The organism is Methylophilus sp. 14, assembly GCF_015354345.1.
Lineage (GTDB): Bacteria > Pseudomonadota > Gammaproteobacteria > Burkholderiales > Methylophilaceae > Methylophilus.
This window is the reverse complement of the sequence record NZ_JADKYS010000003.1, coordinates 96,531-111,080: the sequence shown is the minus strand read 5'-3', so window position 1 is coordinate 111,080 and position 14,550 is coordinate 96,531. Positions and strand designations below refer to the sequence as shown.

Annotated in this window: 13 protein-coding genes and 1 other RNA gene; 5 read left to right on the top strand and 9 right to left on the bottom strand. The window is 51.6% G+C overall.

What is annotated here, in order from left to right:
* Positions 1-42: 42 nt before the first annotated feature.
* The 5 genes from ffs to INP78_RS08870 all read left to right on the top strand — a co-directional run bounded on the left by ffs (position 43) and on the right by INP78_RS08870 (position 5,726).
* Positions 43-139: signal recognition particle sRNA small type (gene ffs, locus INP78_RS08890), an RNA gene on the top strand.
* A 132-nt stretch (positions 140-271) separates the two neighbouring features.
* Complete coding sequence (gene dnaX, locus INP78_RS08885) at positions 272-2,134, top strand: DNA polymerase III subunit gamma/tau (protein WP_194741861.1); 1,863 nt, start codon at positions 272-274, stop codon at positions 2,132-2,134.
* Between the two features lie 24 nt (positions 2,135-2,158).
* Complete coding sequence (locus INP78_RS08880) at positions 2,159-2,467, top strand: YbaB/EbfC family nucleoid-associated protein (protein ID WP_194741860.1); 309 nt, start codon at positions 2,159-2,161, stop codon at positions 2,465-2,467.
* A 14-nt stretch (positions 2,468-2,481) separates the two neighbouring features.
* On the top strand, positions 2,482-3,081 hold the full coding sequence (gene recR / locus INP78_RS08875) for a recombination mediator RecR (protein ID WP_194741859.1): 600 nt from the start codon (positions 2,482-2,484) through the stop codon (positions 3,079-3,081).
* Between the two features lie 263 nt (positions 3,082-3,344).
* A complete protein-coding gene (locus INP78_RS08870; protein ID WP_194741858.1) occupies positions 3,345-5,726 on the top strand; it encodes an EAL domain-containing protein in 2,382 nt (793 codons plus the stop codon).
* Positions 5,727-5,741: 15 nt separating this feature from the next.
* Here the strand turns inward: INP78_RS08870 and INP78_RS08865 are convergent, their stop codons facing one another.
* The 9 genes from INP78_RS08865 to INP78_RS08825 form a co-directional block, all read right to left on the bottom strand.
* Positions 5,742-6,386 (bottom strand): HAD family hydrolase, encoded by a 645-nt coding sequence (locus tag INP78_RS08865; protein WP_194741857.1) that lies wholly within the window; start codon positions 6,384-6,386, stop codon positions 5,742-5,744.
* 11 nt (positions 6,387-6,397) lie between these two features.
* A complete protein-coding gene (gene ubiG / locus INP78_RS08860; protein ID WP_194741856.1) occupies positions 6,398-7,096 on the bottom strand; it encodes a bifunctional 2-polyprenyl-6-hydroxyphenol methylase/3-demethylubiquinol 3-O-methyltransferase UbiG in 699 nt (232 codons plus the stop codon).
* Positions 7,097-7,133: 37 nt separating this feature from the next.
* Complete coding sequence (locus INP78_RS08855; protein WP_194741855.1) at positions 7,134-8,471, bottom strand: TRZ/ATZ family hydrolase; 1,338 nt, start codon at positions 8,469-8,471, stop codon at positions 7,134-7,136.
* A 104-nt stretch (positions 8,472-8,575) separates the two neighbouring features.
* On the bottom strand, positions 8,576-9,676 hold the full coding sequence (locus INP78_RS08850) for an OmpA family protein (protein ID WP_194741854.1): 1,101 nt from the start codon (positions 9,674-9,676) through the stop codon (positions 8,576-8,578).
* Between the two features lie 138 nt (positions 9,677-9,814).
* On the bottom strand, positions 9,815-10,522 hold the full coding sequence (locus INP78_RS08845) for a (5-formylfuran-3-yl)methyl phosphate synthase (protein ID WP_194741853.1): 708 nt from the start codon (positions 10,520-10,522) through the stop codon (positions 9,815-9,817).
* 8 nt (positions 10,523-10,530) lie between these two features.
* Positions 10,531-11,106 (bottom strand): DUF447 domain-containing protein, encoded by a 576-nt coding sequence (locus tag INP78_RS08840; RefSeq protein WP_194741852.1) that lies wholly within the window; start codon positions 11,104-11,106, stop codon positions 10,531-10,533.
* A gap of 5 nt (positions 11,107-11,111) precedes the next feature.
* Positions 11,112-12,569, bottom strand: coding sequence for a DUF6513 domain-containing protein (locus INP78_RS08835; RefSeq protein ID WP_194741851.1), 1,458 nt, complete (start codon positions 12,567-12,569; stop codon positions 11,112-11,114).
* Between the two features lie 4 nt (positions 12,570-12,573).
* Positions 12,574-13,161 carry a flavoprotein gene (locus tag INP78_RS08830; protein WP_194741850.1) on the bottom strand — a complete coding sequence of 196 codons (588 nt, stop codon included), beginning with the start codon at positions 13,159-13,161 and terminating at the stop codon, positions 12,574-12,576.
* Between the two features lie 18 nt (positions 13,162-13,179).
* A complete protein-coding gene (locus INP78_RS08825; RefSeq protein ID WP_194741849.1) occupies positions 13,180-14,514 on the bottom strand; it encodes an adenylosuccinate synthase in 1,335 nt (444 codons plus the stop codon).
* Between the last annotated feature and the right edge of the window lie 36 nt (positions 14,515-14,550).

Here is a 14,550-nt window from a genome sequence, read left to right as displayed (position 1 = left end):
AAAGAAAGCGATAGAAAATGCTTTTTGCGTTACAATATCGACCGCGGGCCTCCCCGCATTGTAAGGTAGCCAACCTGGTCAGGTGCGGAAGCAAGCAGCCACAACTATCAAGCAAGTGCCGGGGGTTGGGCTCGCCCCTCCCCATTCCTGCCCTCTCGGTTGACAAGCTGCCACACACGTCTCAATTAAGTTGGCATTGAGTCAAGCATGAGCAGGTAATTTAAGCTAAAGTACGGGTTTGCCTTATAGCATTTAATCAGTAGAGTGCGCGATGTCTTACCAAGTATTGGCGCGTAAATGGCGCCCAAAATCCTTTAGTAGCCTGGTCGGACAAGACCATGTGGTTCAAGCATTAAGCAATGCGCTGAGCCAGCAACGGCTGCACCATGCCTATTTATTTACGGGTACGCGCGGTGTCGGTAAAACCACCCTGTCGCGTATTCTGGCCAAATCACTCAACTGTGCCACCGGCATTACCGCCACCCCTTGTGGTGAATGCGAAGCCTGCCGTGCCATTGATATTGGCCGCTATGTCGACTATGTAGAAATGGATGCGGCCTCTAACCGCGGTATTGCCGATATGGTCAGCCTGCTCGAGCAGGCGATTTATGCACCGTCTTCCGGCCGTTTCAAGGTCTACATGATTGACGAAGTGCATATGCTGACCAAGGAAGCGTTTAACGCCATGCTGAAAACGCTGGAAGAACCGCCTGCACACGTCAAATTCATTCTGGCCACGACTGACCCACAAAAAGTACCGGTTACTATCCTCTCGCGCTGCCTGCAATTTAACTTACGCCAAATGGCTAGTAGTACGATCACGGCGCATTTGCAGGATATCCTCGGGCAGGAACGGATCGCATTCGAACCGCCCGCGTTGCAATTGATCGCCCGTGCCGCCAGCGGCAGTATGCGCGATGCCTTGTCACTCACAGACCAGGCGATTGCCTATGGCAACCAGTCTGTGCGCGAAAGCGATGTACGCAGCATGCTGGGCGCGATTGACCAGAGTTATCTATACGAATTATTGCGTGCACTGATTGCCAATGATGCGGCCACCCTGCTCAATATTGCGCAGCAAATGGAATCTCGCAGCATAGGCTTTGAAAGCGCATTGAATGACCTGGCAGCCTTGCTGCATTTGCTGGCCGTGGCGCAATATAGCCCGCAAGCCATTGCTGATGATCACCCGGAGCGCCAGACACTGCTGGACTTGGCCTCGCAACTCACTGCTGAAATGCTGCAACTGTATTACCAGATCTGTATTTTAGGTCACCGTGACATTGGCCTGGCACCCGATGCTTATGCAGGCTTCACCATGACCCTGTTGCGCCTGCTGGCATTTAAAGCAGATGCCATGACACCATCCGCAGCGCCAGCGACTGGCGGTAGTAGCCCCACAGAAGGCACGCCGCGTGGCAATGCTGGTGGCAACGCCCGTGCAGCGCTGGCACAAAGCCGCCAGATGAGTGCTGCGAGCGAGCCTATCCCGGCAATGCCTACGCCACCAGACACGCCTGCCACACCGAATGTAACCGCATCACTGAAAACAACATCATTCACACCTTCAGCGCCTGTGGCTGAATCAGCACCAATGGCGGCGCCTATCGTTAACCCAGCTAATCCAGCGGTCATGGCTGATCAAGGTTCAGACCGGGCGATAGCAGACCAAGCAATGCCCGCCCTTGAACACATTCCACAACAGGCCTTTTCACAGCCGGTGGTGAGCAGTGGTGAGTCAGCCCCGTTGGTTTGGGACGGCAACTGGCGTGCACTGGTTGAAAACCACCTGAGCAAGCTGGGGTTGGTGCGCGCACTGGCACAAAACTGCGAATTGGTCAGCTACGATGACGATACCATGACCTTGCGTATCAGCGAGGCACATAAACACTTAGCCAGTGCCAATTACCTGGAAAAACTGAACGGTGCATTGAGCAGCCATTTTGGCCGCCGCTTAAAACTGAATATTGTCACTGGGCAAGAAGCCAACACGCCTGCCAGGCAGTTAGCGGTTGAGCGCGCTGAATTACAAGATCAGGCAACACAAGCGATTATGGATGACCGTTTTGTGCAAGGCCTGATGCAGGAAATGGGTGCAACCATTGTGCCCAACTCGATTAAACCCTTACATTAACCACAATAATTTTAGGAGCAGACGATGATGAAAGGTGGCATGGGCAATATGATGAAGCAGGCCCAGATGATGCAGGCCAATATGCAGAAAGCACAAGCCGAACTCGCAAACACTGAGGTCGAAGGTGTTGCCAGCAATGGCATGGTTAAAATCACCATGACCTGTAACAATGATGTCAAACGCGTACAGATTGACGATGCCGCCATGGACGACAAAGAAACCCTGGAAGACCTGCTACTGATTGCGCTTAAAGATGCCAGAGCCAAGGCCGAAGCAACCAGCGCAGCCAAAATGGGCAACGTGATGCCCGCTGGCTTCAAACTGCCGTTCTAATTTCAGGAAATCGCTTGAGCAATCCCGCCGTCCTCGAACAGTTGATTAGCGCCCTACGCTGCTTGCCGGGCGTTGGCCCCAAGTCGTCTACGCGCATGGCTTATCACCTGTTACAGCGCGATCGGGAAGGCGCGCAAAAACTGGCCGCCAGTTTGCAGCAAGCCCTGGACAAACTGGCCCATTGCGACTACTGCAACAACTTTAGCGAACACAGCGTGTGCGGCCTGTGCCAGGATACTGGCCGCGACAAATCCATCTTGTGCGTGGTAGAAATGCCGACCGACCTCATGATGCTGGAAAACACACGCAGCTACCAAGGCCAGTATTTTGTATTAATGGGCAAACTATCGCCCATGGATGGCATAGGCCCCAAAGACATTCACCTCGACACCTTGCTCAAACGCGCACAAGACCGCGCGATTCACGAAGTCATCGTCGCCACCAACTTCACCTCAGAAGGCGAAGCCACTGCCCACTACATTGGCCAGATGCTCAAGTCGCGTGGCATCCGCGTCAGCCGTATCGCCCGCGGCTTGCCCATGGGGGGTGAAATCGAGTATGTAGACAGCGGCACGTTATCCACGGCATTGCTGGAACGTAAGTCAGTCACTTAAGCATCCGGGCCGCTGTTTTTCACCCCCGAAAGATCACCCTCTCAGCGTCGTGCTCGATGGACGTGCTCTTTCCGCACCAAATTGATGCAGACAATTAGCTTGTTTCATGGCTTTTATGCCCGCTCTTCGCATAAACAAACACCTTCCTTAGTCGTTATAGTAGTCATGCGATCGGTCACAGAACCAGCGCAGCAGTTGCCAGGTTCTGTGAGCTAGCGCCATAAGCAAGCCTGCACTCAACCTCACAAGCAAAGTGATTTCTCATGGAACTATTTCTGCATATTTTCGATGCCAACAGCCATGCCAATATGGAAAGCCCGCGCTTTTCAGGGCTGAATCAGACATCATTACGCTACCAGACTGAAGCCGAACTACTGCAGATATTAGACCAGATGATTGCCGAAGAGTCCGCGCATACGCTTAAGGATACCTGGGTACTGGTTTCTGAGGATCAGCAGCCCATGAATCCCCTGGCGGCTCTACAGGCGACCATGCCTTTTAATACCTTTTACGCACGTCACAAATATCCCTGGCTATTGTCTGAGCTTGAACCGCATGTACAAATGCATTACCAGCCGATTGTCGATTTTGGCCAAGGCGGCAAGGTGTTTGGTTTTGAGGCCTTGTGCCGCTTAAAAACGCCTGAAGGCAAATGGCTGAACGGCATGGAGGCATTTGCACTGGCAGCCGAAGTCAAACGCACCCACGAATTGGATTTGGCCTGCCAGCACCTGGCCTTGATCGGTAAATCGCAATCGATTTCTGCGGATAAACCCATCTTTATCAACGTCTTGCCACAAACCATCATGAGTCCTGGCTGGCTGGATTTTATTTTAAAAATCCTGCTCCAGCACAACATTGATAAACGCGACGTTGTGATAGAAATCGTGGAAAGCGAGAAAACTAATCCGGAAGTCCTGGCACGCTACTGCGACGAAATCCGCATGCATGGCTTACGTATTGCGCTCGATGATATGGGATCTGGTTTTAACGGGCTGCGTATTCTGGCCGAGGTGCGTGCAGACTTTATCAAAATTGACCGCGCAATTGTGCATGAAGCACAAGGTAGCCGCGTCAGAACCGTGCTGCTGGAAGCGATTATCTCCATGGCGCAGCGCCTGGGCTGCACCATTATTGCCGAAGGCCTGGAGCGGGTGGAAGATATTACCTACTGTCAGGACTTAGGCTTGCATTATGCACAAGGCCATTATTTTGCCCATCCGCAAAGCAGCCCCAGCGACCAGGTTACTGCGCTACCTGCGCGTGATGAGTCCCACCGCTCACATGTGCCGGATGACTTTCATATCGGCGAATTTATCAGCCACGGCCTGACCATTGATGTCAGCAGCTCCATCGCAGAAGCCAGAAGCTTATTTAATACACATATTGATGTCGCCATCGCCGTTGTTCTCGATGGTAAAACGCCGCTGGGCGTGTTGCGACGTGGCAAGGCGTTTTCGAAAAAAGTCACCGGCCTGGGCGCATGCTGCGACCCATTGCCCAAGGTGATCAATCACCTGATGCCCTCCTCTGTGCTGGCACGTTTATTTTACCTGGACCGTGCGAATACCGATATCTGGATTACCGTCAATGAAGAAGGCGCTTATGTCGGCATTCTGCAACCGATGGAAATCATGGCACAGTTGATCAGCCGTAAAGCCTCTACAGGCAATTTACATCCGCTAAGCCATCTCACCACCGGGCCAACCTTAAGGCAGACGTTGGACAACAGTTTGCGTAACAACCCGAATACGCAACTGGTGTATATCGACCTCGATCACTTTAAGGCCTACAACGACCGCTACGGTTTTATCCGTGGCGATGCCATGATCAGGCTATTGTCTGAAATCATCCGCCAGGAGTTTCAGGACAAAACCGGCGTGATGGTCGGCCATATTGGCGGCGATGACTTTGTGCTGATTTACGACCACAATGCCCCAACGCTCACCGACATACTGCTACACATTATTAGCCAGTTCCAGGCGCTGGCAGTTCACCTGTATGACGCGACTGATCTGGAACGCGGCTTCTTCACGACCGAAGATGGTAAAGACCACCCTGTCGCCAGCGTCTCTATCGCGGTAGTGAATGGTAAACAAGGCTTGCTGGAGAATAGTGTCATGGCAGCTGAACGGGCGGCCGTGCTTAAGAAAATTGGCAAAGCCAATATCGGCAGTATCGTGGTGGTAGAAGATACGCCACCACAAACCATCTTACCTAAAAAAGAATTCTACTCTGACTGGCAACACAGGGCGTTATCTGCCCTGCAATCATTGCTGAAAATCCAGCGTTCAACAGGGTCGCATGACCTGGATAGCTGCTTTGCAGAATTCCCTTATTTTGAAGTCATCTTCGAGCTTGAACCCAATGGCGTACAGCGCTACGCTAACTGGATCAACCCGAACATGTATGGAAAAATCAAGGCAGGTGGCGCTGGTATAGACCGCAGCCAGCAAGCCTATTACCAACGGGTGGCAGAATCACATGCGCCGTATATTTCCACCATCTACCTGTCTACGGCGACCGAGGATTTCTGCCTCACCGTGTCCTTGCCGATTCTGAATGAACAAGGTGCACTGGAAAGCATCCTCGTTGCAGACATTAATATTGCAGCCATGGCTGTACTCAGTAGTGCACGCAAGTAATGCGCTGACCAGCGGTTATAAATACGCGAGCAATTCCTGAGGCTGCTGGATGCAGCCATCAGCGCCCCATGCCTGAGGGTTGTCTGTGGCAGACAAATAGCCGAACAAAGCCACCAGCGTTTTCATACCAGCGGCTTTGCCCGCCTGTATATCACGCTCGGCATCCCCAATATAAAGCACGGTTTGCGGGTCTATCGCCATACGCTCGCAAGCGAGTAGCAAGGTTTGTGGCGAGGGCTTGGGCTGTGGTGCATCATCGCCACTGATCACGGCACCGGCACGTACATCCAGGCCCATATGCTCCACCATCGGCATGGTAAAGCGGCGCGGTTTGTTAGTGACGATGCCCCAACGCAAACCGCGTTGCTCAATCGACTGCAAGGCCTCTGCCATCCCGTGAAACAAGACAGGTTGGCGCGTCATCACCTGTGTGTACAAGTCCAGATATTCGGTGCGCATGGCTTCAAAACTGGCATCGGTCGGCAACAAGCCAAACCCGATTTCCAGCAAGCCGCGTGAGCCATGTGACGCATATGGACGGATAGTCTCTTCTGGCAAAAATGCCAGGCCATGACGCTCGCGTTGCAAATTAAGGGCATAGCCTAAATCGGGGGCAGTATCGACCAGCGTTCCGTCTAAATCAAACAATACAGCTTGCATTTCACTTCCTGTTAGACTTCTTTAATCGCATGCAACATGTAATTCACGCTGGTATCTACCGTCAGCGCATACTGTTTACTGAAGGGATGATAGGTCAAGCCAGTTTGATGCTGCAACTCCAGCCCCGATTGACGCATCCATGCTGCCAGTTCAGAAGGCTTGATAAACTTGCTGTAATCATGCGTGCCTTTAGGCAGCAAATTCAGCACATACTCCGCGCCCACCACCGCCATCAGATAAGCCTTGGCATTACGATTTAACGTGGAAAAGAAAACATGGCCACCCGGTTTCACCAGGGCGGCACAAGCGCGCACGACACTGGCCGGGTCAGGCACATGCTCCAGCATTTCCATGCAGGTCACCACATCAAAGGCCTGTGGTTTTTCTTGCGCCAAGGCCTCGACAGCCACACAACGATAATCTACTTGTACATTGGCTTCCAGTGCGTGTAATTGTGCGACCTGCAAAGACTTTTCTGCCAGGTCTATGCCCGTCACCTGCGCGCCACGTTGCGCCATGGACTCACTCAAAATTCCGCCGCCACAACCCACATCCAACACCTGCTTGCCCGCGAGTGATGCTCGGCTGTCAATATAGTTGAGGCGCAAAGGATTCAACTGATGCAAAGGTTTAAACACCCCCTGTTGATCCCACCACTGGTGCGCCAACTCAGCAAACTTGTTCACCTCTGCGACTTCCACATTCGCCATGATCGCTCCTTTTACTTGATCTTTAATTGCTCACGCATTAGCTATTGGCAGATTGCAGTTTAAGTTGCCACTGCAACGCAATAGAGCGTAATTCTTCTGTTTCCATGCCTGCAAACTGGCTTTGTCCATCAACAGTGCGCTGATAACGTAACTCACCATCCACCCAGGTATGGGTGACCTGCTCGCGCCCGGCAACGTAAACCAGATGCGAAACAGGGTCAAAGCAAGGCAAACTGTTTAAATCATCCAGTTTTACTGCCACCATGTCAGCCTGCTTGCCGACTTCAAGGCTACCGACTTTGTCTTGCAATCCCAAAGCACGTGCGCCATGTAGCGTGGCCATTTCCAATGCCTGATAGGCAGGCAATGCTTCCGCATTCTGGTCGGCCACTTTAGCCAGCAATGCCGCAGTGCGCATTTCTTGCCACATATCGACACGGTTATTACTAGCAGCGCCGTCTGTGCCCAGCCCCACATTAACGCCTGCCCTTAACGCAGCGGCCACTGGCGCAATACCACTGGCCAGTTTTAAATTTGAAGACGGACAATGCGCGAGATGCGCGCCCTGGGTTGATAACGTTTCCAATTCCTGCGCGTCCAGATGCACGCCATGCGCCAATACGGTGGCGGGGCCAATGATGCCCAGCGCGAGTAAACGCTGCAAGGGGCGAACGCCGTATTGTTCCAGGCTTTGCGAAATTTCGGCCTGTGTCTCGTGCAAATGGGTATGAATGCCCAAATTCAACTGTTCAGATAAGGTAGAAATTTGCTCAAAAGTCTGGTCACTGACGGTATAAGGCGCATGTGGCGCAAATGAAAAACTGATCTGTGGATCAGATTTATATTGGTCCCGCACCTCAGTACCTAGCCGGATGTAATCATTGGCCGTAGCTGCATAATTGGTCGGGAAATCCAATACCGTCAGGCCGATATGCGCGCGCATACCAGCACGTTTCACCGCCTCAATCGTGGCTTGCGGAAAAAAATACATATCATTGAAAGTGGTCACGCCACCACTCAACATTTCTGCACTGGCCAGCAAACTGCCATCATGCACAAACGCTCTGGACACCCAGCGTTTTTCTGCTGGCCATATATGGTCATTCAACCACGGCATCAATGCATAATCGTCCGCATAACCTTTCAACAGGTTCATGCTGCTATGTGCATGCAGATTAATCATGCCTGGAATCAAGGCATGTTGAGAACAATCTACCACAGGCCAATCGGCCGCCCATGCCGGAATGTCGGCTTTGGGCACTATGGCTTTAATTTGACCCGCTTCCACCAACACTGCATGTTGCTCTAACAGGGTATGGTTCGCATCTACGGGAATCACCCAGCGCGCTTTAATAATAAATTGTGTGTCAACCATAGCTGAATTATAACTGAGCCAGGCAGACAAAATGCTGACGCAACACAACAGGTATAAAAAAAGCCACGCTGACGCGTGGCTTTTTTATTCAGACTTAAATCTGATTATTGGCAACCAACTTGTTTAGTGCCTTCAGCGCGGATATCAACGCGGCGGTTAGGTTGCAAGCAAGAAATCAGTTTTTTGCTTACTTTTTTACCTTCGCATTGAACCACTGGCTCAGTTTTACCTTTACCTTCAGAAGTGATGATATTGCTATCAACACCTTGAGCAATCAGGTAGTCAGCAACCATTTTAGCGCGACGCTCAGACAACTTCTGGTTGTAAGCATCAGAACCAATACGGTCTGTGTGGCCGGTTACGATCACAGCAGTAATTTCTGGGTTAGCTTTGATCTTAGCAGCTGTTTCTTCCAGAACTTTACGGCCTTCTTCACGCAGGTTAGCTTTGTCGAAACCAAACAGTTTTTCAGCACTTACTGTCACTGTTTCGTTTTGTGGCTTACACACTGGTGCTGGTGCTACTGGAGCAGGTGCTGGTGCCGGTGCTGGCTCAGCCGCTGCCAATGGTGCTGGTGTTGGCTCTGGTGTTGGCTCTTCAACCACTGGTGCTGGTGCACCAAAGCGGAAGATACCGCCGATGTTGAACAGTGTGTTGCCAATTGTTTCGTCAGCATCTACTGTACGAGCAGCGTTACGTGCATCCGCACGGCTCCATTGGTGACGCAAATCAGCCTGAACACCGAACTTGTCGCTAAACAAGTATTGTGCACCCAGACCTACGTTAGCCATCCAGGAAGTATTTGATTTGTCTGACAGACCAACGTTGCTGTAGTCAACGTTGTTACGCGCTGCGCCAATACCTGCCAACAGGAATGGACGGAATTTTTCGCGGCTGAACATATACAATGCATCCAGACCTAAAGCAGTTTGCTTGTATTTGCCACTTGCGCCAGCAATGCCAGTGTCTTCGTCAGCACGGTTGTAACCCAAACGGCCTTGAATGTCCCAGTGCTCGCTCAGCTCTTTACCAATAGACAGAAAACCGCCACGGCCATTGTCAGCTTCGAGATCATTGTCAGTGTTCATGTAGGTTGCACCTGGAACAACATACCAAGCGCCACGGTACATGTCTTCAGCCTGCGCAACTTGCGATGCAAATACAAATGCAGAAGCAATTGCCAAGCCTAAAAAACTTTTTTTCATTCATTGACTCCTTTGTTATTGGGCATTTTCGCCACATCTTTGAAAATACTTACAAGTTGAACTATACGCAAAGCGTTGGGCTGGTGCAACCCTAACGGGCATTTCATTCACGTATTTATTAGCTTGGAGACCAATTATTCAACAAATTTCAGACACTCGCGCAACGAGCTGTTGCACCTTGCTTGTTAACAATCCTTGTGCTCTTTGCCCATCAATACACAAACCACTGCGGTAGCCGACATAATCAGCGCCCAGTGCAGCCAATGGCTCCACATGTGATAATGAGAGACCTCCAGCAAGGCCGACAAACAATTGCGCTGCTTTTGCCGCCTGTACAAAATGAGCGAGCACTAAGGGAGATACCATTTCTGTTAAAGGGCTGGATTTCAGCGTGGTGTCTACCATTGCCCCCCAATAACCCTGTTGCGCCAGAAACTGCACTCGCCCAGCCATACGCGCCTCAGACAGACTGGCTGGCGTCAGAACGGCAATAAGCCTAATACCCTGCTCAAGAAATGCCGCTATCGTAGGTTGATAGGAAGGATCGTCCCAAATAGTTTCTGGCAGCTTAATCACCTCGACACCAAGATTGAGGCGGCTTTCAATGCGTTGAATTAAATCCGCCACAGAAGTACAGTGATCACCGACGGTAGCACTGATAATAATCCCGGTTGCAGCGAACTGCTGGCGATACGCATTTACGGTATCCACAATGGCTTTTGAAACATCCAGGTCTAACGCGGCCAGCGCGCCGTGACTGGTGTCCTTCAAATCAATTAATGACACGCCTGCAGAGAGCACCAGTTGCGCCTCTGGCACTGAGTTGACACTGACTAATACTTGCATAGCCTGACTCACGCTTGCTGCAGGCCGCTTTGTTGCGCCAGGTGATTATTAACGCAATCCACCAGCCATTGCCAGGCCTCTTGTTCGCGTGGCCCGGCTGTTTTATCGATGGCGATTTGCAGGTATTGCATTTCCTGGGTGATTTTTTCAGCAGGCAACATATGCAAACGACTGACCAGTACTGCCAACTCAATCACCGCCGCCTGCGCACGGTTAAAGCCCATAAATGGCGCGTGCGATGCACTTTCGACCACTTGCATCCATAACCTGGGACGCATTTCATCTTCCTCGACCTGCTGCAAACGTAATACATGATGCGCCAAGCAATCTTTCAGCCTGACGCCTTGCCCGGTGGCGATAGGCTCAGTGGCAAACGCCGCCTTCTTGGCAATCGCCGCGGCAAATACGCGAACATCATCCGTGAGGTTTAATACCGCAAAACCGGTTTGCAAAATATTCTGCAAGGTCGTCGATGGTTTGAAAGGCATGATCAGCACCCTGCCCTCGTGCCATTGAATACCAAATGGCGCGACATGCACATCCCCATCCGTCGAACTGGTCGTCACTATCGTTTCGTAAATCATGAAAATTATTCCGTGCCTGGTGAAGAACTACCAGGCATTGTGTTGTCATTAGATTTGGTGCGTGCGTTTTCCAAACGCTCCTGAATAGAAGCCTCGCGATGGGCTACTTTAGCCTGTTTGTTTTGCTGCACCGAAGCCACACCCCACTCCAGCAACTCGTCTTGTACATAGCGTTTTTTCAGTTGCCAGGCAATTTGCGCACGCGCCAGCTCCACACCGAGGTAAAACGCATGCGATGCGTCATCTTGTACATTAAGTGTTGGATAAAAACGGTAAGGATCCGTGTCGTGCTGGATACCATCCCGATTATAAACATGCACACCTTGCTCGCTGACCATGATCCTAAAACTCGGGTCTTTAATCTGGCTGGCCATGGTCATGATTTCTTCGGCGCTATAAGGGAAAGGCTTACGATCATGCAAGCCTAACAGCCCATTAGAATACCCGCGTGGCAGGCGCTTATCCTGGCTGGCGCGATACATCACACGTCGCGCGATATCTGCCTCAGCCACAGCTTCACTGGCGTGTGGGCTGACAGACGTTGCCAGCACGGCATTGATATTCAACTCACTGATCATGCCAAACAGCATGGCATTGACACCAGTGGTATCCGCATCGGTCAATTCAGTCAGGTTGCCTACCCCCATCATAATGGCAATATCAGGATACTTTTTGCGCAACTTGTGATAACGCACAATGGAGTCGGTCAGACCAAAATGAATAGGATCCAGAATCGGGTCGGCGATAAAACGACGCCCCCGCTTTAAACAATGCTCAATGGCGCGTTGCAAGCTGGCAAAACTCCCCGGTTTGGCTGGAATCAAAATAGGCGTAGATGCCACTTCATCGGCAATCCACAGGCTTTTTTCATGCAGGCTCAGCAAATAATCTGCTCCCGCCTTACCCGCAGCCAGCAAATCCTCTTCGCGCATGGAGTCTACGCTGACCTGAAAGCCTTCGGCTTTAAGCGCCTGCACGGCGTCTGTCATATGCGCAAAGGCTTTGCTTGGCAGGCAACCTAGGTCGATGACATCAGCCCCCTGCTGCCGGAAATGCTCAGCTCTGGCAACAATTTGTGGGATGGTCAGATCAGGCGCATCGACAATTTCGGCAAAAATAGTGACGCTATGTTGGGTCAGGTCAGGTGCTTTACCTTGTTGACCAAAATATTGCGGCAAATCTTTCAAGTCTTTTGGCCCCCGCTCCACTGGCACGCCCCACTGCGCCTCCAGGGGCGCCAGATCCCCTTGGCATAAACCGGGCAAAATCACCTTATCTATATTTTCCACCTTTGCCAGACGGCGCGCAATTAAAGGCGGTGTCATCAAAGCGGCAACAGAGACGCCGATTTGCTTGACCTCATATTCAAACGGAGACTGTTTACTGTCAGCCTGGATAGACTGCAATATCTGACGCAGACTGTGCTCTGCCAGTTTTCCGGTGAGAAACAGCAGCCGAGTCATCGCGTTAGTCGGTGACTTGATCTAACACCTGTACGCCATCGTGCAAATGCAGGTCATGCAATGCAGCCAGACGCTGCATGATGGCATCTTGCAAGGCAGCCATGTCTTCTACGACGCTAGTGTCGGCAAACTGCTTCAGCCTGGCCACGTTTTCAAGGTCAATCTGGCGCGGGAATACTTTAACAACATTATCCCGTGGCGCTTCCGACTCTAACTCTGGCGCCGTATCACAAGCGAATAAAATGCTGTGCACGCGCGTTTTACCGGCTTGTGCAAACAGGTTAGTCACCAGGCTATCAGAAAAACCATAAGCCATTTTGGCAATTGTATTAGACGTGGCAGGCGAAATGACCAGCGTATGGTAGACGCCTTCATAAAAGCGTTCAACTGGCACACTACTGGCGGTCTTATCCTGGTACACCTTGTGGCCTGTGGCTTCGAGGGCTGCCTGAAAACCATATTGCTGGATAATTTCGGCCGCTGCGCGGCTCAGGTAGATATCGACATCCTGCAAGGTTTGCAGGATAGCCAAAGACTCACGCAGATAATGCCCGGAACCAGTAATTGCCCAGGCTAGCCGTTGTGCACGCATGTCAAACTACTCTGACGATTAAGCAAAAGGATGTTGCAAGACGATGGTTTCGTCACGCTCTGGGCCGGTAGACACAATCGCAATTGGCACACCGCACACTGCCTCCAGGCGCTTGAGATAGTGCTGCGCATTTTTAGGCAGCGCGTCCCAGGTTTTGACACCAAAAGTGGTTTCAGTCCAGCCAGGTACGGTTTCGTAAATAGGCTCACAACGCGCCACATCATCCGCGCCCACTGGCAACATATCAACGATTTTGCCATCCAGCTTGTAACCGGTACAAATATCCAGCGACTCAATGCCGTCCAGCACATCCAGTTTGGTGATGCACAGACCGGTTAAGCCATTGATACGCGCGGAACGACGCAAAGCAGCCGCATCAAACCAGCCACAACGACGCTTACGGCGTGTCACGGTACCGATTTCCTGGCCTTTGTTAGACATCTGGTGACCAGGTGCGCCTTCGGTGTCGATATCCAGTTCGCTCGGGAACGGCCCGCCACCCACACGTGTGGTGTAAGCCTTGGTGATACCCAATACATAGTGCAGCATATTGGCGCCGACACCGGTACCCGCAGAAGCCTGGCCTGCGATACAGTTACTGGAAGTCACGTAAGGATAAGTACCGTGATCGACATCCAGCAAAGTGCCTTGTGCACCTTCAAATAACAGGTGTTCGCCACGCGCATTCGCTTCATACAGGGCAGCAGAAATATCGGCCACCATAGGTTTCAAGGCCACTGCGTGCTGCATGCTGGCATCGTATTGCTGCTGGAAATCCACTGCAGCCGCGCCCAAGTAGTTGGTCAGCACAAAGTTGTGGTAATCCATGACTTCGCGCAGTTTTTCAGCAAAGCGCTCAGGGTGGAACAAGTCATAGACACGCAAAGCACGTCTGGCCACTTTGTCTTCATAAGCAGGGCCGATGCCCTTGCCTGTGGTGCCGATTTTTTTCTCGGCGCTACGCTTGGCTTCACGCGCCAAATCCACAGCCACGTGATGGGACAGAATCAATGGACAGCCTGGGCTGACTTTCAGGCGGTTTTTAACATCCAGGCCGCCTTGTTCCAAGGTGGAAATCTCATGCAGCAAATGCGTGGTATCCAGCACAACGCCGTTACCGATGTAACAGTTAACGCCATCACGCACGATGCCCGAAGGCACCAGGTTCAGCTTGTACACTTTTTGTGCCGCACCCTGACCAACCACCAAGGTATGACCAGCGTTATGGCCGCCCTGAAAGCGCACCACGCCCTGGGCGTGATCCGTCAGCCAGTCTACAATTTTACCTTTACCTTCGTCGCCCCATTGGGTGCCAATCACAACGACGTTTTTTGCTTGCTTAGATTGTGTCATGTTCAATTAATATCTTGTAAAAACAAAAATAGCGGG